General features: G+C 70.0%; 20 protein-coding genes. 11 read left to right on the top strand and 9 right to left on the bottom strand.

Annotated elements, in window-relative coordinates; genetic code table 11:
• Nucleotides 1-156 precede the first annotated feature (156 nt).
• A complete protein-coding gene (locus tag D459_RS0105515) occupies nt 157-573 on the bottom strand; it encodes a hypothetical protein (RefSeq protein WP_017591999.1) in 417 nt (138 codons plus the stop codon).
• A gap of 161 nt (nt 574-734) precedes the next feature.
• On the opposite strand from D459_RS0105515, the gene D459_RS0105510 reads away from it, so the two are divergent.
• From D459_RS0105510 to D459_RS0105495, 4 genes are all read left to right on the top strand, one after another.
• Nucleotides 735-4,700, top strand: coding sequence for a type VII secretion protein EccC (locus D459_RS0105510; RefSeq protein ID WP_040709316.1), 3,966 nt, complete (start codon nt 735-737; stop codon nt 4,698-4,700).
• Nucleotides 4,701-4,760: 60 nt separating this feature from the next.
• On the top strand, nt 4,761-5,348 hold the full coding sequence (locus D459_RS0105505; RefSeq protein WP_017591997.1) for a DUF7691 family protein: 588 nt from the start codon (nt 4,761-4,763) through the stop codon (nt 5,346-5,348).
• 192 nt (nt 5,349-5,540) lie between these two features.
• A complete protein-coding gene (locus tag D459_RS0105500; RefSeq protein WP_017591996.1) occupies nt 5,541-6,110 on the top strand; it encodes a hypothetical protein in 570 nt (189 codons plus the stop codon).
• A gap of 209 nt (nt 6,111-6,319) precedes the next feature.
• Nucleotides 6,320-6,919 (top strand): Uma2 family endonuclease, encoded by a 600-nt coding sequence (locus D459_RS0105495; RefSeq protein WP_026120081.1) that lies wholly within the window; start codon nt 6,320-6,322, stop codon nt 6,917-6,919.
• Between the two features lie 33 nt (nt 6,920-6,952).
• Here D459_RS0105495 and D459_RS30845 read toward each other — a convergent pair whose 3' ends face one another.
• On the bottom strand, nt 6,953-7,585 hold the full coding sequence (locus D459_RS30845) for a DUF7691 family protein (RefSeq protein ID WP_152522904.1): 633 nt from the start codon (nt 7,583-7,585) through the stop codon (nt 6,953-6,955).
• Between the two features lie 101 nt (nt 7,586-7,686).
• Complete coding sequence (locus D459_RS0105485) at nt 7,687-8,592, bottom strand: MurR/RpiR family transcriptional regulator (RefSeq protein ID WP_026120080.1); 906 nt, start codon at nt 8,590-8,592, stop codon at nt 7,687-7,689.
• 74 nt (nt 8,593-8,666) lie between these two features.
• Between D459_RS0105485 and D459_RS0105480 the strand changes: the two genes are divergently transcribed.
• Both D459_RS0105480 and D459_RS0105475 read left to right on the top strand, forming a co-directional pair.
• Nucleotides 8,667-9,824 carry an NAD(P)/FAD-dependent oxidoreductase gene (locus D459_RS0105480; protein ID WP_017591992.1) on the top strand — a complete coding sequence of 386 codons (1,158 nt, stop codon included), beginning with the start codon at nt 8,667-8,669 and terminating at the stop codon, nt 9,822-9,824.
• A 39-nt stretch (nt 9,825-9,863) separates the two neighbouring features.
• Entirely contained in the window at nt 9,864-11,246 is a 1,383-nt protein-coding gene (locus D459_RS0105475; protein WP_017591991.1) for a sodium/glutamate symporter, read from the top strand.
• Between the two features lie 79 nt (nt 11,247-11,325).
• Here the strand turns inward: D459_RS0105475 and D459_RS0105470 are convergent, their stop codons facing one another.
• Nucleotides 11,326-11,580, bottom strand: coding sequence for a DUF397 domain-containing protein (locus tag D459_RS0105470; protein ID WP_017591990.1), 255 nt, complete (start codon nt 11,578-11,580; stop codon nt 11,326-11,328).
• Nucleotides 11,580-12,434, bottom strand: a complete 855-nt coding sequence (locus D459_RS0105465; protein ID WP_020380065.1) for a helix-turn-helix domain-containing protein — start codon at nt 12,432-12,434, stop codon at nt 11,580-11,582. Before D459_RS0105465 ends, D459_RS0105470 begins: the two co-directional genes overlap by 1 nt.
• Nucleotides 12,435-12,637: 203 nt before the next feature.
• Here D459_RS0105465 and D459_RS0105460 point away from each other — a divergent pair, with 203 nt between their 5' ends.
• From D459_RS0105460 to D459_RS0105450, 3 genes are all read left to right on the top strand, one after another.
• Complete coding sequence (locus D459_RS0105460; protein ID WP_026120078.1) at nt 12,638-13,177, top strand: ATP-binding protein; 540 nt, start codon at nt 12,638-12,640, stop codon at nt 13,175-13,177.
• Between the two features lie 73 nt (nt 13,178-13,250).
• On the top strand, nt 13,251-13,721 hold the full coding sequence (locus tag D459_RS0105455) for a hypothetical protein (protein ID WP_017591987.1): 471 nt from the start codon (nt 13,251-13,253) through the stop codon (nt 13,719-13,721).
• 123 nt (nt 13,722-13,844) lie between these two features.
• Entirely contained in the window at nt 13,845-14,618 is a 774-nt protein-coding gene (locus tag D459_RS0105450; protein WP_026120077.1) for a bestrophin-like domain, read from the top strand.
• 88 nt (nt 14,619-14,706) lie between these two features.
• On the opposite strand, the gene D459_RS35790 is transcribed toward D459_RS0105450, so the two are convergent.
• Nucleotides 14,707-15,378 carry a hypothetical protein gene (locus D459_RS35790; protein WP_026120076.1) on the bottom strand — a complete coding sequence of 224 codons (672 nt, stop codon included), beginning with the start codon at nt 15,376-15,378 and terminating at the stop codon, nt 14,707-14,709.
• A gap of 458 nt (nt 15,379-15,836) precedes the next feature.
• On the opposite strand from D459_RS35790, the gene D459_RS30835 reads away from it, so the two are divergent.
• Together D459_RS30835 and D459_RS0105435 are read left to right on the top strand one after the other, a co-directional pair.
• Entirely contained in the window at nt 15,837-16,190 is a 354-nt protein-coding gene (locus tag D459_RS30835; protein WP_017591985.1) for a hypothetical protein, read from the top strand.
• Nucleotides 16,191-16,359: 169 nt separating this feature from the next.
• Nucleotides 16,360-17,748, top strand: coding sequence for a DUF6177 family protein (locus tag D459_RS0105435; protein WP_017591984.1), 1,389 nt, complete (start codon nt 16,360-16,362; stop codon nt 17,746-17,748).
• 115 nt (nt 17,749-17,863) lie between these two features.
• Here D459_RS0105435 and D459_RS35300 read toward each other — a convergent pair whose 3' ends face one another.
• The 3 genes from D459_RS35300 to D459_RS34115 are packed head-to-tail and all read right to left on the bottom strand — an operon-like array spanning nt 17,864 to nt 21,362.
• Nucleotides 17,864-18,097, bottom strand: coding sequence for a hypothetical protein (locus D459_RS35300; protein WP_152522903.1), 234 nt, complete (start codon nt 18,095-18,097; stop codon nt 17,864-17,866).
• Between the two features lie 33 nt (nt 18,098-18,130).
• Nucleotides 18,131-18,586 (bottom strand): immunity protein YezG family protein, encoded by a 456-nt coding sequence (locus tag D459_RS35295; protein WP_152522902.1) that lies wholly within the window; start codon nt 18,584-18,586, stop codon nt 18,131-18,133.
• Between the two features lie 16 nt (nt 18,587-18,602).
• Entirely contained in the window at nt 18,603-21,362 is a 2,760-nt protein-coding gene (locus tag D459_RS34115) for a DNA/RNA non-specific endonuclease (RefSeq protein WP_081620458.1), read from the bottom strand.
• Nucleotides 21,363-21,373: the final 11 nt, after the last annotated feature.

Raw genomic sequence — 21,373 nt, 5'->3', positions numbered from 1 at the left:
GGCCGCTGAAATGCCGCTACGCCGCCCGCCCCGCGCGGATCCGGGCCGCTCCTTCCGCCGGGCCGCCCGCCGCCGCTGTCCGGAAGAGGCCGCCGACGGCGCCCGGCAGAGGGCGGGAGAGCGCTCCCCGCCCCTTCCCCGCGTCCCTCTCCCCGCTCAGAGCATCAGGGCCAGGGTGACCCCGAGCGGCAGGGAGAAGAGCAGCACCAGCATCGCGACGACCGCCAGCGGCGACCCGAACCCGAACGCCGCGTCCCCGGGCCGGGTCTCGGCCCGCCAGCCCGCCGCCTCCACGGCGCCGGCGACCCGCGACTCCAGGTCCTCCGCGCCGTCCGCGCCGGCCCCGGCCGGCTCCCGCCCGGCCCGCACCGGCCGCCCGTCCACCTCGGTACCGGACGTCAGCACCGCCCGGCCCTTCCGCTCGTCCAGCACCACGTCCACCGCGGCCGCCGCACCCCGCCCGGCGCCGGCCGCCGCGTGCACCCGGGCCCCGGCCGCGGTCTCCTCCACCTCGTACGGCGTCCCCCGCACCGCTCCGCGGACCCGCCCGAGCAGCCGAGCGCGATCGTCCATCCCGGTCCCCTCCCCGCAGCGGCCGCCTCCGGCCGCGCCCCGTCCCGTTCGTCCCCGATGGGTGGTACTCCCGTAGGATCCCCTCCGTCAAGTCTCCTGCACGCCCCGCAGCGGCCGGCCCGCAGGACGGCACCCCCGAGTACCCCCCGAGAGGAGCGCCGGTGACCACGCGTACCGTGCACCGCCCCGCGCGGACGGTGCATCCGCCCGCGCCGCAGGACACGCGCGAGGTCGAGGCGCCGCCGACGCTTCCCGACGGCAACTCCCAGCAGAGCCCGCTGATGGCGGTGCTGCCGATGGTCGGCATGATGGCGTCGCTGACCATCATGATGGTGGTGCGCAACCCGGCGTTCATCGTGTTCGGCGCGGTCATCCTGGTGGTGGCGGTCTTCGCGGCGCTGGCGATGTTCTTCTCCCGCCGCGGGCAGGCCGCCCGGCAGCGGCGCAACCAGCGCGAGCTCTACCTCGAATACCTCGAAGAGCTCCGGGACGACCTCGGCCGGGCCGAGCGGGAGGCCCGCGCCCGCGCCCGGCTGCTCGCCCCGCCGCCCGAGGCCCTCTACGACGTCGTGCGCGATCCGGCCCGGCTCTGGGAGCGGCGCCGGCGCGACCGGGACTTCCTGCTGCTGCGGGCGGGCACCGGGGAGGTCGCGGCGCGGCCGCTGGCCCTGGCCGACCAGGGCAGCGCGCTCACCCCCACCGACCCGTTCATGGCGTCCGAGGCGAACGCGGTGATCCACCGGTTCTCCACCGCCCCGGAGATGCCGCTGACCGTCCCGCTGGACCGGGTCGGCGACGTCAGCCTGGTCGGGGCCCGCCCGGACGTGCTCCGCCTGGTCCGGGCGCTGCTCGCGCAGGCCGCGGCCTTCCACGCCCCGGAGGACCTGGCGGTGGCGGTCGCGCACCCGGCCGAGCGCGCCGGCGACTGGTCCTGGCTGAAGTGGCTGCCGCACACCGCCGACGCCGACGCGCGCGGCGGCGGCCGCCGGCTGATCGCCCCCGACCCCGCCGGGCTGGGCGCGCTCCTCGCCGACGAGCTGCGCTCCCGCACCGACCTGGCCGGGGAGATCCGGCGCGGGATGGGCCGCCGCGAGGCCTACGCCGGCATGCGCAGGCTGCTGATCGTGCACGACACCCACGGCGGGACCGCCGCCGACCTGGTGCGCCCGGACGACGCCATCGCCCCCGGCGCGCTCGGCGCGACCGTGCTGCACCTGGTGGAGCGGCAGGTGGACGAGCCCGGCGAGGTGTCGGTGCGGATCACCGTGGACGGCGACCGGGCCGTCGTGCAGGACCTGCGCGGCGAGGACGAGCGGACCTCCGCCGGCGCCGTGGACGACGTCACGCCCGCCCTGCTCACCGGGCTGGTGCGGATGGCGGCGCCGCTCCGGCTCTCCGCGGAGGCCGCCGAGGAGTCCGCCGCCGAGGCCGGCGCCGCCGACTTCGCCGCCTCCCTGGGCATCGCCGACCCGGGCGCGCTGGACGTGCCCCGGCTGTGGGCGTCGCGCAGCGAGCGGGCGTTCCTGCGGGTGCCGATCGGCACCGACGACACCGGGCAGCCGCTGGTCCTCGACCTCAAGGAGGCCGCCCAGCTCGGCATGGGCCCGCACGGGCTGTGCGTGGGCGCCACCGGCTCCGGCAAGAGCGAGCTGCTGCGCACCCTGGTGCTGTCGCTGGCCGCCACGCACTCCCCCGACGACCTGTCCATGGTGCTGGCCGATTACAAGGGCGGCGCCACCTTCGCACCCTTCGCCGGCCTGCCGCACGTCGCCGGCCTGATCACCAACCTGGAGGACGACGCCGCGCTGATCGAGCGCGCCTACGCCAGCCTCTCCGGCGAGGTCCAGCGCCGCCAGCAGGTGCTCAAGGACGCCGGCAACGTCGCCTCCATCGGCGACTACGCCCACCTGCGGCGGAAGAACCCGGACCTGGCGCCGCTGCCGCACCTGCTGGTGATCATCGACGAGTTCGGCGAGCTGCTGACCGCCCGCCCGGACTTCATCGACCTGTTCCTGTCGATCGGGCGGATCGGCCGCAGCATCGGCGTGCACCTGCTCCTGTCCAGCCAGCGGATCGAGGGCGGCAAGCTGCGCGGCCTGGACACCTACCTCTCCTACCGGCTGGGCCTGCGCACCTTCTCCGAGGAGGAGAGCCGCACCGTGCTCGACTCCCCGGACGCCTTCCACCTCCCGGCGCTGCCCGGGTTCGGCTACCTGAAGGTGGACACCACCGTCTACCGGCGGTTCAAGGCCGGGTACGTCTCCGGCCCGTTCCGCGGCGCCCTCGCCGCCGAGGAGGAGCGCGACACCGCGCCCCGGCCCCGCGAGTTCACCGCGTTCGACCGCCCCGAGGACGACCGGGACGCCCCCGTCGCCGAGGAGCCGGCCATGCCGGAGCGGTCCGCCGGCCCCAGCCTGCTGGAGGTCATGGTGGGGCAGCTGTCCGGGCACGGCACCCGGGCGCGCGGCGTGTGGCTGCCGCCGCTGCCGTCGGCGGTGCCGCTGGACGGGGCGGTCGGCGCGCCCGCCGAGGGCCCCGGCGGGCTGCGGCTGCCCGGCGACCGGGCCCCGATGCGGGTGCCGATCGGCCTGCTGGACGACCCGGCCAAGCAGTGGCAGGGCGTGTGGGAGCTGGACCTGACCGCCTCCGGCGGGCACGCCGCGTTCATCGGCGGCCCGCAGACCGGCAAGACCACCCTGCTGCGCACCCTGGTGCTGTCGCTGGCGCTGACCCACTCCCCGGAGCAGGTCGCGGTGTACGGGCTGGACCTGGTCGGCGGCGGCCTGCAGGCGCTGACCGAGCTGCCGCACGTCGGCGGGGTCGCCGGGCGGCTGGACCGGGAGCGGGTCCGCCGCACCGCGGAGGAGGTCCGCGGCATGCTGGAGCACCGCGCGGAGGTGTTCCGCGAGCGCGGCATCGACTCGGTGGACCGGCTGCGCCGGATGCACGCCCGAGGTGAGGTGCCCGAGCTGCCCACCGCCGACGTGGTCCTGGTGGTCGACGGGTTCGGCGCGATCCGCAAGGACTTCGAGGAGATCGACGAGCTCGTCACCGACGTGCTGCAGCGCGGCGGCGGGTACGGGGTGCACGTCGTCGCGGCCATGCTGCGCTGGAACGACGTGCGGATGGCGACCCAGTCCACCTTCGGGCAGAAGGTGGAGCTGCGGCTGAACGACCCGGCCGACTCCACCGTGGACCGCAAGCTCGCGGGTACCTTCCCGCCGGACGCGCCGGGGCGGGCGCTGACCGACGCCGAGCTGTTCGGGCAGGTCGCGCTGCCCCGGATCGACGGCCTGCAGGACGCCTCCGATCTGGGCGAGGCGGTGGAGAAGGCGGCCCGGGAGGCCGCCGGCGCCTGGGGCGGGGCGCGGGTCCCCCGGGTCCGGGTGCTGCCCCGGGCGCTCCACCCTGGCTCCCTGCCCGGGCCGGACGCCGAACCGGCCGGGGTGCCGCTGGGCGTGGACGAGAAGGCGCTCGCCCCGGTCGTGCTGGACCTGTTCGACCGGGACCAGAACCTGCTGGTGCTGGGGGACGGCGAGTGCGGCAAGACCAACCTGCTGCGGCTGCTCGCCGCCGGGCTGACCGCCCGGTACGCGCCGGAGGAGGTGGTCTTCGCGGTGATGGACCCGAGGCGCACCCTCAAGGACGCGATCCCCGAGCCGTACCTGGGCGGCTACGCCGGCAGCCCCCGGCTCTGCGCCGGCCTGGCCGCCGGGGTGGCCAAGGAGCTGGAGGAGCGGAACCCCGACGGCTCCGGCGACCGCCCGTCCGGCCCGCGCATCGTGGTGCTGGCCGACGACTACGACCTGCTCACCACCGCCGGGCAGAAGCCGCTGGCCCCGTTCGTCCCGTTCGCCGCGGCCGGCCGCGACATCGGCCTGCACTTCGTGCTGGCCCGCCGGGTCGCGGGCGCCTCCCGCGGCATGTACGACCCGCTGGTGCAGGCGGTCCGCGAGTCCGGCTCCACCGCCCTGCTGATGTCCGGCGACCGCGGCGAGGGGCAGATCCTCCCCCGCCTCTACGCCGACGCCCAGCCCCCGGGCCGCGGCCGCTGGGTCCGCCGCGGCTCCTCCCCGGTGCTGGTGCAGACCGCCCTGCTCGACCCGCCGCCGGACACCGACCGGTAGTCCGGCGGCACTCCGCGCACGCCCCCTTCCCTCTCACCCACCCCTTGGAAAGGCACCGTCTTGTCCTACGGACTCATGCCCTACGCGGTCGACCTGGCCGAGCTCCGCTCGGTGATCGGCTCCGGCAGCGAGCACAGCCTGAACGCCCTGCTCCGCTCCTCTTGGGGGCGCGAGCTGGACCGGCTCGACGACCTCTTCGACGGCCAGGACGGCCCGTCGGCCCGGGAGGCCGCGCGCCACCTGCTCCTCGGCGAGGAGTACCACCAGCGCTCCGGGGCGCTCTACGCCTACTGCCTCAAGGCCCTGCTGGAGGCGCACGACTGCGCTTCGTTCCTGCCCAACGGCGAGTGGTACCCGGTCCGCTACGACTGGTTCGATGAGGTGCGGGGAGAGCTGAAGGACGGGGGCGTCTCCTTCGACCCCGCCTCCCTGACCTACCGGGGCCAGGTGGTCCCGCTGCCCAGCGTCGACGACTTCCCCCAGATCGGGTGCATCGAGGCGGACCGGGCCGCCGAGCTCGCGGCCGAGTTCGACGCGATGAACGAGGACCGCATCGACCCGCAGGCCCTGGACGGCGTCCGGGAGATGCACGGCTGGTTCCGCGAATGCGCCCGCACCGGGCGCGGCCTGGTGACCTACTACCACTAGAGGCCCGGGCGATGATCTTGGCGTTCCGGGTCTATCAATCCGCGTTGATAGGCCCGGAACGCCAAGATCATCGCGGGGGCGGGGCCGCTTCCCTCCACCCCGGAACCGGTCGGGCGGCCGGGGCGTCGAGTCCTCCGTGGGCCCGGCGCCTCGCCGCCCCCTTCCCTGTCCCGACTTCCCCGGAGGAACCACGTGCGGATCGCGAAAGCGGCGGCGGCCGGCCTCTTGCTGCTCTTCGCCGGCGGCTGTGCCACCCTCACCAGCGCCTACCCGGTCTTCGGCCCCGACACCGATGTCCCCGACCCGGCGGTGCTGAAAGAGGCGTTCGACGGTTCGGCGGACTGCACCGAGTCCGCGACCGAGGAGCACACCGACCTGCCGGTGGGCACCATCGGTACGGGGTGCAGCGATCTGCTCGCCTTCGATACTTCGGACATCACCGGGGACCTGGCCCATGCCGAGACGTTCTTCAAGGACGTGGAGGAGTACGGCACCATCGACGAGGTGGCCTATGAGGACTACCCTCCCCAGACCCCGGTGAACGACGGCTGGGAGGAGCACCAGGCCCTCCGGATCGGTCCCCGCGACGCCCTGCAGACCTGTGACGGCTTCAGCACCTGCGCCACCCTGGTCCAGTTCGAGGCCTACTCACTGGTCGTCGAGGTCGAGACCGCAGAGGACGTCGAGTACTCGGACGCGGATCTGGCGACCCTGTCGGAGCAGGTCGCGACCGCCCTGACCGAGAAGTGGGACGCGAGCTGAGCCCCAGCGCGGGCCGCTCTCCTCAATACCACTGAGCGATTGGACCGATCGTAGCCTTTCTCCTCAGGGAGAGTCCCTGCGCTCTGCACAGGGACTCCTCTAGTCTGAATGAAAACCGACTTGGCCAAGTTCACCTTGGCAGAGGTGAACTTGGCCAAGTGCTTCCTAAGGGGCCTTGTCAGTGACCAGAGGACCTAGGAGACCCGATCATGTGCGCTCAGCCCGTACCCGACCTCCCGGCCTCTGAGTGGCCGATGCCACCGGTGGACGGCTACACAGCGGACGACCTGGACCGGATTCCAGGACTTCCCCCGCACACCGAACTCATCGATGGCAGCCTTGTCCTCGTGAGTCCCCAGAAGCGCTTTCACACCCTGGCACTCGATGTCCTGGTGGCAGGCCTACGCCGTACCGTGCCGAAAGCGCTGAGAGTACGCCGGGAGATGACGGTGACCATCGGTCCCAGGCAGCGGCCTGAGCCCGATGTCCTTGTGGTCGACGCGGCCGTCGAGGCGGATCCTGACTGGCCGGAGACCTCCTATCCGCCCGAGGCCGTGCACCTGGTGGTCGAGGTGGTCTCCACTGAGTCCGAGGAGCGGGACCGCAAGCGCAAGCCCCTGCTCTACGCCGAGGCCGGGATCGCGCACTTCTGGCGGGTCGAGCAGGGAGAGGACGGCCCCGTCGTCTACATCTACGAGATCGATCCGGCGACGAAGGCGTACTTCCCCACCGGAATCCACCACGCGCACCTCACCGCCTCCGCCCCGTTCCCGGTGGACATCGACCTGACCGAGGTCGACCGGCTCTGAGCCGGGGCCGGCCGGCGGGGCGGGGGCGGCCGGTCAGCCGTCCAGGACGAAGTGGTTGTAGCTGCGGTTCCAGCCCTGCTTGAGCCCGTACTCGTAGGCGTCGACCTCGACCTCCATCGTCTCGATGAAGACCTTGGCGGCGTACTGGTAGTCGGCGGGGAGCCGGCCGACCGCCGCGCCGTACGCCTTCACCAGCGGCTCCGCCTTGGCGGAGTGCAGGTATCCGAGCACCGGGCCGTCGGGGGCGTGCGGGATGCGGGCCTCCACCGGCGGCCCGGTGAACAGGAAGGACGCCGGGCACAGCTCGTCCGGCACGCCGAGCTTCCTCAGTTCGGCGCCCATCTGCGCGAAGAAGCGCGCGGGCCGGCTCCACACCCCCAGGTCGTACTCGTCGGAGAAGAACGGGGCGACCAGGCAGTCGAAGGCGTAGGTGTAGGAGGTGCCCTCGCCCTCCTGCCGCTCGTCGCCGGTCACCAGGTGCTCCAGCGCGGTCCGGACCGAGAGCCCCAGGTCGATGCCCTGGTGGCCGAGCCGGCCGTCGACCTCGGCGGCGGCCCGCTCGGAGTAGGCGAGCCCCCTCCGCTGCTCGTCGTCGAGGGGCGCCGGTCCGAGCATCGCCAGGACGTCGTCCATGTCGCCGTTGGTCATTCGCAGGACACTGCTCACGGGGCTTTCCTCTCGCCGTGCGTACGCCCTTCTGAATACCGACGGGATGCGACATTCCCAGCGCGCTTTTCCCCGCCTTCCCTCTCTGACCTGCGGTGTCGTCAGGTACCCCCTCCGTCCGCGCCGAGCACGTCGGTGTCCATGTCCGGCCCGCTGATCTCGCCCCGGAGCCGGTTGAGCCGCTGCCGGGCCGCGACCGAGCCGGTGCGGTCCCGGGCCGCCAGCTCCATGACCAGGCTGTGCGCCACCACCCATCCGGCGAAGTTCTCCCCGACCGCCTCCGCCGTGGACGGCGGTGTCGTGATCACGACGTCCACCCGGTCGCGCAGCGCCGGCCCGAGCGCCTCGGTGACCACGACGACCGGCGCCCCCTCCTCGCGGGCGTGCGCGATCAGCACCTCGATCTCGCGGAACAGCCGCAGCGGAGCGAAGACCAGGACCGCGTCGCCGCCGCCGACGCCGAGCAGGTCGTCGGCGAGCCGGAACCCGGTGGCCTCGATCTCCGTGCAGCGGCGCCCCAGCCGGGTCAGCTCGGTGGCGAAGTAGCGGGCGGTCGCGGCGGCCGGCCCGATGCCGTAGGCGACCGTCCGGTCCGCCTCCGCCAGCACCCCGACCGCCTGCTCGACGGCGGCGGCGCCGACCACCTCGGGCATCCGCCGGAGCATGTCGGCGCCGTCCGCGAGGACCTGGTCGAAGACCCGGGCGCCGCCGATGTGCTCCAGCCTGCGGTCCAGGACCAGGGCCGGGTCGCGGCGCTCGGTGAGCATCTCCAGCACCGCGCGCTTGAGTTCGCGGAACCCGCCGTAGCCGAGCGAGCGGGCGGTGCGCACCACGGTGGCGTCGCTCGTTCCGGTGAGCGAGGCCAGCTCGGCCGCCGAGGCGGTCACCGCCTCCGAGGGCCGGTTGAGCAGGAAGTCCGTCACCGCCCGCTCTCTGGGCGAGAGCCGGCCGGCGCTGGCGGTCACCCGGTCGCGGAAGCTCTCCCCGCCCCCGTTCGTAGTTTTCATTTCAGTGTTGACCTCTTCATGTAGTGAATACTACTCTCACTGTGGTCCGGGACACACGTCAAAGGATCGGCTCGATGAAGCACCAGTTCGTGATTATCGGCGGCGGCGTCCACGGCTGCGCCGCCGCGTGGCGGCTCGCCGACGCCGGGGAGGACGTCCTCCTCCTCGAAGCCGGGGCGATCGCCTCCGGCGCCTCCGGCGGCTTCGGCCGGCGCGGGGTCCGCGCCAACCGGCGCGACCTGCGGGAGCTGCCGCTGATGCGGGCCGCCTACCGGATCTGGCCCGAACTCGACGAGCGGCTGGGCGCCGCCACCGGCTACGAGCGCACCGGCGGCATGTACCTCATCGAGCAGGAGACCACCGGCACCAGGGGCGGCCTGATCGCCGCGCAGGCCCACGCCGAGGTGCAGACCCGCCTCGGCGTCCCGACCGAGGCGATCGGCCGCGACCGGGTGCTGGAGCTGGAGCCCGCCGTCTCGCCCGCCGTGCGCGGCGCGCTGTACTGCCCGCTGGACGGCACCGCCGACCACACCGCCACCACCAGGGCGTTCGCCGAGGCGGCCCGGAAGCGCGGGGCGACACTGCTGGAGGACCGCGAGGTCACCGCGGTGGAGCGCGCCGGCGGGCGGGTCACCGCGGTGCGCACCGCCCGCGGCGAGCGCTTCGAGGTCGGCACCGCCCTGCTGGTGCTCAACAACACCGGCGCCCCCGGCCTGCTCCGCGACGGCTTCGGCGTGGACCTGCCGGTCTGGCGGATCCTCCCGCAGGCCCTCCAGGTCGCCCCGGCCGGCGGCCCGCCCATGGCCCACCTGGTCGGCCACGACCACCGCCCGCTCTCCGTCAAGCCGCTGCCCGACGGCACGGTCATGGTGAGCGGCGGCTGGCGCGGCCGGTGGAACGCCGGGCTGCGGCGCGGCGAGACCACCGAGGAGGCCGTGCGGGGCAACCTGCGCACGGCGGCCGAGGTCTACCCGGACCTGGCCGGCGCGGAGCTGCTGCACGCCGCCGCCGGATCGCCGGAGTCGTGCAGCGCCGACGAGATCCCGATCGTGGACCTGGTCCCCGGCACCGGCAACGCCTGGGTCGGCACCGGCTGGACCGGGCACGGCTTCGCCATCGCCCCGGCCGTCGCCGAGTCGCTCATCGCCTGGGCGCGCACCGGGACGCGGCCGGACGACCTGGCCCCGTTCTCCCTCGCCCGATTCGGGCGCATCCCCCACCGGGCCGGCTGACCGCGGCCGGGCCCGAGCCCTTCGTTCCCAAGGAGCGGCATGTTCCCGACAGACGAGGTGAGCGGCGACGCCGTCACCGCACTCCTGTTCGCCGTCACCGTCCTCGGACTGCTCGTCCTGGCCGGCGTGGTGCTGCGGCTGCTGATCGCACCGCTGCGCCGGCTGTTCATCCCCGCCGCCCTGGTCGGCGGCGTGCTCGGCGCGGCGCTCGGCCCCTACGGCGCGGGCCTGTTCCCGGAGAGCATGGTCACCACCTGGGCCGGGCTGCCGGGGGTGCTGATCACCGTGGTGTTCGCGCCGATGCTCATCGGGGTGAGCATGCCGAGCCTGAAGAAGAGCTACCGGCTGATCGCGCCGCAGCTGCTCTTCGGCTACATGGGCGACTTCCTGATGATCGGCGTGCCGATGCTGGTCTGCGCGGCGCTGCTGGTGCCGTTCTGGGACGTCGGCGCGGCGTTCGGCACCGTCATCGAGGTGGCCTGGCCCGGCGGGCACGGCACCGCCGCCGGGATGGGGCCGGTCTACTCCGAGCTGGGGTGGGCCGACGGCGGGCCGCTCTCGCTGGCCGCGGCCACCGCCGGGCTGCTGTTCGGGATCGTCTGCGGGATGGTGCTGATCAACATCGCCGCCCGCCGCGGCCACATCGCCGCGGCCGGACGCGGCGACGACGCCCCCGAGGTGCTGCCGGAGGAGGCCCGCGCCCCGCTCGGCCGGACCACCCTCAACAAGGACCTGGTGGACGGGCTGGCCTTCCACGGCGCGCTGATCGCGGCCGCGGTGCTCATCGGCTGGGTGCTCCAGTCGCTGCTGGGGACGGTCGTGCCGGGGCTGCCGCTGTTCCCGATGGCGATGATCGGCGGCGCGGTGGTGCAGGCGGCGGTGGGCAGGACCCGGCTGGCGGGCGCGGTCGACCCGGGCAGCCTGCGCGCGATCCAGGGGGTGGCGCTGGACCTGCTGGTGGTCTCGGCGGTCGCCTCGATCAGCGTCCCGGTGGTGCTGGAGAACATCGTTCCGCTGGCGGTGCTGCTGCTGGTCGCGGCGGCGACGGCGGTGGGGTTCTTCTACTGGGCCGGGCCGCGGATGTTCCGCGAGTCCTGGTTCGAGATGTCCATCGTCAACTTCGGCACGCTGACCGCGGTCGCCTCGGTGGGCCTGATGCTGCTCCGCGCCGCCGACCCGGAGCTCAAGACCGACGCCGCCCGCGCCTACGCGCTGCGCGCCCCGTTCTTCAGCCCGATCGCCGGCGGCGGCCTGCTCACGGCGGTGCTCCCGGTGATCGCGGTGACCTACGGCCCGTGGGCGCTGGCGATCGGGGCTTTGGCGGGGGCGGCGGCGCTGTACGTGCTGGCCAGGGTCCTGCGCATCTGGCAGCGCCCCGGGGCCGGGGCGAGGTCCGGCGCGGGGTCGCCGCAGCACGGCTGACCGCACGCGGTGCACGCGAGGAAGACGAGGGCCCGCCCCTGGAACCGTCCGGGGGCGGGCCGCATCGCGCGATCAGGCGTTACAGCCGCTCAGCCCGGGCGGCCCCGAGGAAGGCGTCCCACTCGGAGGCGGGGAAGACCAGGTGACCGGCGTCGGAATGCTTGGAATCACGGATGGCGGCGGCCCGGGGGAGGTCGGCCACTTCGACGCAGTTCTGCGAGTTCCCAGAGCTGTAGCTGCTCTTCCGATAGTTGGCCGGGATCGTGGCCACTTCGACGCAGTTCTGGTTCTGAGCGCTGTAGCTACTCTTGTGAAATTCCAGTTGGGCGTCCATCACTCGCTCTCCAGCGACTTCAATACGTCATCGATGAACTCTGCTGACAAGGCTGTGGACAGCGCCACCCCCTGCACGTTACTGAACGCAACGGTATAACGCTCGATCTCATCGCTCTGCTCCAGGAAGAGGTCATCGGCTGCTGTACCGACGTACACGATGGGCAGATCCTTCGGGTCAGGGAACTCCAGAATGCTGAAGGGTCCGCCCAAGGCCAGGTGAGCACCAGCTTCATAAGGAAGAACCTGGATGTCGATGTGGTGGCGCAGCGCCAGATGCTTGAGGTGGGTGAGCTGCTCACGCATCACCTCTCGCCCTCCGATGAGACGCCGCAGCGCCCCTTCGTCGATGACGGCCATCATGTGCGGCGGATCGATGCGGTTGAAGATCTCCCGGCGGTACATGCGGGCTTCCACCCGCCGCTCGACCTCGCTCTCCGGTAGAGCGCGGCCCGCGCGGAAGACCGCGGCCGCGTAGGCCGGCGTCTGGAACAGGCCAGGAATCGTCAGCCCCTCGAACGTGCGGATCATCGAGGCCTCGATCTCCCAATCCGGCAGCGCCCGGTTTCCGAAGACGTCCTTGTACTTCGACCACCAGCCGCGCTCTTTGGCCTGCTGGGCCAGCCGGTGCATGGCCTCGCGCTCCTGCCGGCCGACCTCGTACAGATCAGCCAGGGAGTCCAGGTCGGAATGGCGCAGGCGGCGGGCGTCCGCGGTCTCGATCCTGCCGAGGGTGGCCCGGGGGACCCCGGCGGCCTTGGCGGCCGCGTCCAGGGTCATCCCGGCGTCCTCTCGCAGGGAGCGCAGAACCTGGCCGAGTCGGCGACGGCGGATGTTGGGGCTCTGATGGTCCACAGGGGCATCCTAGCGACAAGAAAATGGGAATCTGAGTTTTGGGCTTGACTCTCCAGATTCCGGGTTTACTCTTGGAGTAGTCAATCAGCTACGCACAGCTGCGTCGCTGAAGCTACGCCTGGTCCGCCTGCCGCCGTGCTGATTCACCGAACCCGCGGACCTCCGCTTCCGTCCACTTCCTTCTTGAAGAGGGGTGCGTCCGCATGCCTTCTCTCACCCCCGTGCCGCCGCTGCCCGAGGTCACCGTCGCGCTCGACGCGCTGATCCCGCCGCTCTACCGGCACTACTTCAACCGCCGCCCCGACCGCCCCTACTACTCCGCCCGCCGCTACGACTTCCCCGGCCTGCCCGGCTTCCTCCCGCTCGCCCGCGCCTTCCTCGACACCTGCGCCGCCGAGCACGACGTCCACTTCCGCTACCTCTTCCCCCTCCTCGGCTCCGAACTCGCCACCAACGCCATCGCGCACTCCCGCTCCGGCCGCCCCGGCGGCTCCTTCTCCCTCGCCGTCCACCGCCGCCGCGCCGGCCTGATGCTGATCTGCCGCGACGGCGGCGCCGCCGACCCTGCCGACGCCGGCCCCCTGCTCCCCGGCCGCCTGGACCCCGGCTCCACGCACGGCCGCGGGCTGGCCATGGTCGACGCCCTGTCCACCGCCTGGGGGCAGCACGGCGGGTCCGGCCACCGGAACGTCTGGCTCCACCTCGACCACGACCTGGACGGCACCGCCTGGGACGCCGCCTGACCCGCAGACCGGGCGCCCGCCCCGCGCTGGAGGGGGCAGGGCGGGCGCCCCCGCCCCGAAAGGAAAACACCCCATGACCACCGCATCCACCACATCCGCCGCACCGGCCGCGACCGGCACCACCGACCGGCTGCACGCCCTGACCTCCCGCCCCCGCGGCCGCCGGTTCAACCCACCGGGCGGACGGCGGCGCACCTCCGCCGCCGTCTCCGGCACCGCCCCGCCTCCCCCCGCGCGGCCGCCGGACGGGCCGCCGCTGCTGCTCTCCCCCTACGCCCGCGCGGCGCACCGCCCCGGCGAACCCGCCCTGCCGCCCTGGCTGCTCCGCGCACACGCCGAACTCGACCCGGAGGCGCCCCGGCCCCGCACCCCGACGCCGCCCCGGCTCCGTCCGCCCTCCCCGGCGCACCGCCCCGGAACCGGCACGCGGCGCGCCGCCCCGGCCGGCCGCCGCCTCCTCCCCCAGGCGCTCGCCTTCGCCGCCGGCCTGGCCGCCGGTGCGGCCCTGCTCGCCGCCGCCCGGCTGCTCCCGCTCCTCACTTGAAACAGAACCCCCCGAACGGCCGAAAACGCACTTTTCCGGGTGTTCTCTTTTTCCTCCGAGAGGGCGACCGAATCCGTGTTACCGATGGAGCGGAAACCGTCCGCCTCCTTTTACGGAACACACATGACAACACCCATTCTCGCCTTTTCCGTACTCGCCGCCATGATCCTCGGCGCGGTGTTCGCCGCGTGGAGGTTCCGGGTCAGCGACGACTCCTCGGGCGGGGCGGTCGGCGTCGTCATCGCCCCGTGCGCGCTCGCGCTCTACCTCGCGGCGGCGGCGATGGGGGTGGTGATCGGCTGGGAGGACTTCAAGGGCGCCGAAGAGGGCGTCGCCACCGAGGCCGGGGCCGCCCAGGCGCTCTACTGGAGCGCGGCCTCCCTCCCCGCCGAGGAGGCGGAGACGGTCCGCGGGCAGCTCCGCACCTACCTCACCACGGTGGTGGAGGAGGACTGGCCGCTGATGCAGCGGGAGGGCGAGCTGAGCCCCGAGGGCGACGAGGCGCTCGCCGACCTCGCCGCGTCCGTGCGGGTGCTGTCCAGCACCGATGCCGCCGGAGGGCTGGACCTGCTCACCGCCCGCCAGGAGCTCACCAACCTCAGCGACGCCCGGATCGAGCGGGCGGACGCGGCCGGGGACGGCATCCCGCCGGTGCTGACCGCCATCACGGCGGTGTCGGCGGTGGCCGTGGCGGTGCTGCCGTTCGCGATGATGAAGCAGCGCTCGGCCACCGCCTACTTCTGGGCCGCGGTCAACCTGCTCTTCGTCTTCGCGCCGGTGCTGCTCATGCTCTACATGGGCAGCCCGTACACCGGCATCCTGGTCAACGACGCGGGCGGGATCGAGGACGCGCTGGCCGGCTTCGAGCGGGCCGACATGGCACTGGACGCCCCCTGACCGCCCGGCCGCGGCCGTCCCGTCGGCGGCCCTGACGACCGCCCGGGGCGGGCCGCACGCGGCGGCCCGCCCCTTCGCTCCTCCCGGATCAGCCGCCGAGGCGCCCGGCGGCGGCCCGGCCGGCGCCCGCCGCGGCGACGGCGACCACCACGACGATCACCATGGCGCGCATCGGCGTGAAGGCGTCGGCCGGCTGCTGCCCGCCGGGGACGAACGAGGCCACCGGGACCGCCGCCTCCTCCTCCGCCGGGGGCGCCTCACCGGGGGCGGGCGGCTCGGGCGCCGCCGGGGCGGCGGCCTGCTCCTGCTCGCGGGCCTCCGGGGCGGGCGCCTCCGGAACCGGGGTTTCGGCCTCCGGCTCCGCCTGCACTGGCTCGTCCGGAACCTCGGGGGCGGGGGCGGCGGGGAGCCGCGGCTCCTTCGGGGCGGGCTCGGGCGGCGCGGGCGGCTCAGGCTCCGGTGGCGCAGGGGGTCCGGGCGTGCTCGGGCAGTCCGGCATCCGCCCTGCGGTGACCACCACCTGCACCCCGTTCGAGCAGACCAGGACGTAGGGCTCGTCCGGTTCGACCTCCACCCGGGTGTCGGGGGTGTCGACCCGGACCCCGCCGGGCCCCGCCTCCACCCGGGTGTCCCCGGTCTCCGCGCGGGCTCCCCCGGGACCGGCCTCCCCGACGGCTGCGGAGGCGGACGGGACGGCGCAGGCGAGCAGGAGCGCACTCACCGCCGGAAGCAGGGACAGGGCGCGGCGGACGACAGGCATATGACTCCTCGTGACGCTATCGGGGCACAAGGTGATCGTATTTCGGCCGCCGAACCTCTACACCCGAAACCCCGCAACGCCAAGATCAACGGGAGAGGACCGGCTAATTGATGGGGGTTTCTCCTCGCCGCAGTGCCTCTACCGTGCCCCCGAGCCGTCCTCAGCCCCGCGCCCACCTCGTCGAGCTCAGCGTCGTCGTCTTTTCCCGGCCCCTTCCTACTCGGGGAAACGAGACCGCCTCCGGTGGGCCGGGCAAAGACGACGACGCGGAGCTCGACGTCATCGCGGTGGTACGACGGTGTTGAGCCCCGGCCTGTTGCTTTTGCCCGGCCACCGCCTTGCGGTCCCGTGCGGGACGCGTGTTCAGGGCCGGGAAAAAGCAACAGCCCTGGGCTCAACAAGGTGGGTGCCGGGCCCGCACCGCCGCGACCGCTGCCGGCCTGCACCGCGTCGAGGCGGTGACCGCCGACGCGGGACTGCCCGGCGCCTACGAGGGCATGCTCCCGGCCGACCTGGTGCTGGTCTGCGGCGTGTTCGGCAACATCACCGACGAGGACGTGGAGCGCACCGTCGACTTCTGCGCCCGCTCCTGCGCCCCCGGCGGCGCCGTCCTCTGGACCCGGCACCGCTTCGCCCCGGACCTGGTCCCGCAGATCTGCACCTGGTTCGAGGAGCGCGGCCTCACCCGCGAGTGGCTCTCGGCCCCGGAGAGCGAATTCGGCGTGGGGGTGCACCGCCTCACCGGCCACCCGACGGAACGGCCCGGGCCTGCTCCTGGTGAACGGCTCTTCACCTTCCTCGAACCGGCCTGAGCCGGCGGCACCACGGAGGCCGGAAGCGGCCATCCGCGGAGGGCCTTGGAGAAGATCCCGGAGAAAAGCCGGAGCCCGATTCCCAACCCCCACTCCCGTCGCATACTGCCTATGCTTGGCCACTCGGGGTCATCTCCCCTCACATCCACCCGCCTTGCAAGGAGAGTCGTTGAGCTACGACGTGGTCGCCCTGGTGGCGAAAGACCCCGACATGCGCGCCATCGCCCATGCGCTCCAGGACGCCGCCCCGGAAGCGTGGCTCCGTCCGCTCAGCGGCGGGAACGTCCTGCAGATCCGCAGCGATGAGCGCCATGTACTGGCGACGCTCGAACCTGCGCAGCTGGTGGAATCCCCCGACGAGATCGCCAGGCTGCTCGGCCCCGAGGCCGCAGTCGGCCTGCCGGAGGAGTGCTGGTGGGTCGAAGTCCGCGCCAGACCCGACGAAGAGGGGCGGGAGATCGCGCACCGCCTCGCCGATAGCCTCGCCTGGCGGCTGGGCGGGACCGTCTGGACCTCCGGGAAGGCCGACTTCTCCTCATGGGAGGAGACCGATCACCCCGCCGTGGAGCGCATCGCCGAGAAGGCGTTCGTGGTCGCCCAGGACCGTGAGGTCGTCCCCTTCTCCTCATGGCTCTCGGACGCGCTCTCCAAGCACGCCCCGGAAGGGAAGGCCCTGCAAGTCCTGACTCCGGCCGCCTCCCGTATCACCTATCCGCTGCGGACCCTGCTGGCCACCCCCGCGGCCCGCTGGGTCGTGCAGACCGAGGAAGGCACCCACTTCGACGGGATCAGCGGCCTGCCGCTTCACTGGAACCCCGAAGAGGGCTACATCCCCACACCTTCCGAGGACGGGCCGCAGCCGGCCCCCGGTTTCCTCGACGACTCCCCTCTGGGCACCCAGCTCATCCTCGACCTCACCATTCAGCACGGCGAGCCGTACGCTCCCCCGCTGGGTCGGGCGGTCGAAATCATCACGGACCACCTCGCCGACTCCCACCCCGCCGGTTGGGGCCCGCACGAGCCGGCCCTGGCTCCCTGGGTCCGGGAGAGGCTGATCCGCCTGTGCCGGCACCGGGCTCTCCGGCCGTCAGTGCTGCACTTCTCCGCCCCCCAGGACGGCGGCCGCCCGTTCTCCGGCAGCCTCCGCGTCACCTGGAACGGAGAGAAGGGGGCCGAACACATCTCCATGGCGATCGGCTACGAGGAGGAGGCGGAGCTTCCGCTGGCCCAGTTGCCCAGCCTGGTGGAAGCCCTTGTAGAGGAAGAGCTGCTGACGATGCTCCACGTCCGCCGCATGCGTGGGCGGAGTGACACCACCTACGAGCCCCGATGGCACGGACTACCCGTTCCTCTGGGCATGGCCGTCGGCCCGGCCACCCTGCACAGAGCAGGAGCAGAGCACGCACTCTCCGGCCCACTCAAAGGGCTCCCCCTGGGCGACCGCGAGAAGCAAGCGGTCTGGTACCCGATCTCCGAGTCCCCTCTTTCCTCACAGGCGAGAACAGAGCGCATCAAGGCTCAACTCCAGCACCTGAGCCCTCGGCCCACCGAAGCCTGATCTCTCCCGGCCCGTTACCGATCGGCGAGGGCTGAGCTCACCACCACTTTTCGAATGGACCCGACTGCCAGACATTATCCCGCTCTTCGAGAGCAAGGAATTCCCCGGGAATGGGTTAACCTTCTGGATTTATCTTCTCTTTGATGAGGTCAAAACTTTCTGCGACCTTCGAACCGTTGCTAGCTTCAATCTTTCTCCCAATGGGGCCTTCTGAGTAATCCTTGAAGCGCTCCAACGCTTCGAGGACGGAGAGCTCAAGGTCGGATGATTCCTCCAATCTCGCAATATTTCCAACGTCACCAGAAAACAAACAACGGCTTTCAATATGGCCGCTTTCGTCGCTTTTCACGTTTGCAGACCAATGCAAACCAGGAACTTTTGTTTAAATATCACCACCCCTCTCGATTTTTTTATTCACTTTCTCTATTTTCTTTGCAACCCATTCTGGAATGTAATTTACATCTCTAGGGAAAAAATTCAAATCTAGAGCATAATAGTTATCGGGAATCGGAAGATCTACAGAAAGAGGCTCATTGTAATTATATTCAACCCTATACTTCCCTTCTTTTGTTACCACTATCCCCATAGAGTACCAAGTGCCTTTCCCTGATTCGTACATCTCTTCTCGTAGTGCGCGTACCGCCTTCATTGTCGAAGAAGATATTCGTGAAACGTTGTCATAAATCTCCCCTCCCTCCAAGAGAACCGGTGCGCTAATTTTCTGAAAAAGCGCAACATTGACCGAATTCAAACCTACTTCAACCCACCCATCAGGTGCAACAGAAACTACACTTTCTGCGATTTCAGAAATAAGGCTCTTTATTTTTCTTGAATCCATCGTTTCCCTCTCATGACTAGCCCTTCACTATGGGGGGGACATTGCTATAAGAAATGACTTCTTGGGTTCTATTGATAGTGTATCTCACATCCACTATCTCCGGCGTTGAGACATCTCCTTCATACGACAATTCAATGCGGACCTTCACCTTGTCAGGAGGGATATTACTTAGAGCTTTTACCCACGTTCTTTCGGCGACTCTGAAGCTGTCCTGGAGAGTCGCCTCACTTCCATCAACACGCCGAATATCCCTATTCAGGTACTCTACCATAGGGACCAAATTAATCTTCTCCGCTGGCCCAGCGAACTGGCGAGCGATCAGATGCCCCGGATTCCAGACAACCTCCATGTAGTGAGGCACATCATCGAGTGAAACATTACTCCCAGAACGCTGTTTAGCCAGTCGCAAGATTTCCTGATTTTCTTTTTCATAGATTTCAATAAAATCTGCTTCTCCTTGCTTTTTTACATACCTTTCGGCTTCGCTATCCCGAACTCCAGGCCTAAGCGAAATCTCACCTTCCACGGAAACCGTGCGCCCGAGATGGTCGGTTTCAAAAACAAGCCCATCGACCTCATATTTTGCATTCGGTCGCGGGTTGTTAAGTTCAACATTAGCCTGCGTGGCCCCTTGCGAAGACTTTGACCAAGTTTCGATTTCTACAATTTCACCATGGGAGTCAGTCTTGAAAATCCCACAATGCGCACCATCTTTATAAGAAACCTGATATATCGCATTCGGAGAGAGGCCACCCCGATCACCAAACCGTTCCTCCCTATCGGGAGAAAGCGGGTGGTTGTCGTCGATTTTGATAGGAGATCCAGCGGGCTCACTCCCGCCTTCCGCTCCCCCATCCCCTGTACCAGGACGGCCTCCTCCCGGAGGCGCCCCAAATCTGCCGCCACCAGTGAGGTCGGGGCTAAGGCTCGTGGCAACCTGCGAGTTTTCAGAAAGATCGCTTACCGAATTCTGAGGTGAAGGGCCCCCTTGCTGAACCGATTGAGAACCTGCGTTACTCTGCCTTCCATCCCCTACAGCACCAGGTTCACCATGGGATGAAGAAATTAGCAGTTCGTCGATATCATTTTCTCCACCCCCTCTCCTATCAGGGATTTCCATCCCGTTGGCGCCCACTAGAACCCTTTGAGGTTCGCGAAGGATACGCTCAGCCTCTTCGATAACGGCTCTAGCAGCTTCCGACACCCTTCGCTCTGAAGCTTCGCCTGAGAAGACCTCATCCCGCTGCGCATCAATATTGTTCTCGCAACTCTCATTCACCCCTCTCTGCTTCTGGCCAGTGGGGTCAATTGCTCCTTCGAAAGTCGAATCGAGATTGGACTCGGTCTCTCGAGAAAAGTCATCATCAGGAGTTTCAGAATTCCGTTCCTCCACCGAGCCGAACGCTTCAATTCCATGCTCAGCGCCAGCTGGCCTTCCGAATCGGAAAAGAATATTCGCCTTCACAGAGTCCAGGCGGATTTGAATATCGGAACTGATCTGAGCGTACTTCGCCTTGAACTCCTGGAACGACTTCGGGAGACTGAATCCACTCTTCCCGGCCTCACCTCTTCCCCAGAATTCCTTGACGGTCCAGTCGCCTGCCCCCTTACCCTCTCCCTTCATCTCGAGGGCCCGAGTCAGGACGGTGCCACCGCGGGCAGGGAAAGAGGTGAAGAAAGTGGCGAGGTTCCCGACACTGGTCACCACCGTGTAAGCGGGGCGGTCCTCCCACTCGTCCAAGGCGAAGAACTCGGTAGCGGTGGCTCCCCACGCGGCGCCGGCGTTGTCGCCGAACTTATCCCAGGACCATTCGTCGGTGAAGGGTGTCATCCAGCCGTCTTGGCCGTAGACGCCGACCAGAGCCCCTGCTCCCTGGATCCTCTCCTTCTGGAACTGGAGGGCGTTATCGATCATCTCCCCGGGACTGCGGGCCCACCCCTTACCCTCTCGCCACATACCGGCGGCGGAGACCGCAGCGACGCCGAACCCCCAGGTTGCACCACCGGTGAAACCGTCCCAGAGGGCCGAATGAGTGTCCACGGCCCAGTCCAGAGGCCAGGGTTTATCAACTTCCTCGACGTATCCCTGGGTAAGATCCAGGGATTCACGACCGAACCGGATCCATTCGGAGAACTCGCCGAAATCATATGTGGCGTCTGGGGTGTATCCAGCTGCCGCACCGTAGGCGATCTCACCCTTGCCCGGCTCACCGTCGCTGGCCGGGACGAACTTGGGGCCGTCGCACAGTTTGGAGATCTTGTTGCCGCAGGTGCGCTCAGCCTGCTGGAACTTCTCCCAGGCGTTGTTCACCATGCGCTTCAGCGTCCAGTTCATGGCCGCGTTGTACGGATTGGCGAGCCCGTGGGGGTCCTCAGACATCTTTTCGACGAAGTCGGTGGCCAGGATCTTGAGGCTCTTCAGCTTGTTCTTCGCTTCCGCCGCCTCCTCGCCGAACTCGTCGAGGGCGTCGGCGATGTCGACCAGGTCGTCATGGAGCGCGTTGCCCTGTGCGGCTACCGGGTCCATGACGGAGAAGAGCTCTTCGTCCTCAGGCGCCTCGTAAACGGAGCGCAGCCCCTGCCATGAGGACTTGACGTCCTCCCCGCCGTCGGCGATGTCGCCGGCCGCCGAGCGGATGTCGGAGACAGAGCCGGCGAGGGCTTCCAGCGCCGTTCCCGGCATCGGGATGGCCTCGGGATTGATGAGGTCGCCCATGGTGGCAAGGGAGACGTCGAGACCGGTCTGCAGGGTCACGTCGGGTGCGTAGGTTTCCATGTGCCCGCGGG

The sequence above is a fragment of the Nocardiopsis potens DSM 45234 genome, from assembly GCF_000341105.1.
Classification (GTDB): Bacteria; Actinomycetota; Actinomycetes; order Streptosporangiales; family Streptosporangiaceae; genus Nocardiopsis_A; species Nocardiopsis_A potens.
Note: the sequence above shows the minus strand (reverse complement) of the source record. Positions and strands in the feature narration are given on the sequence as shown.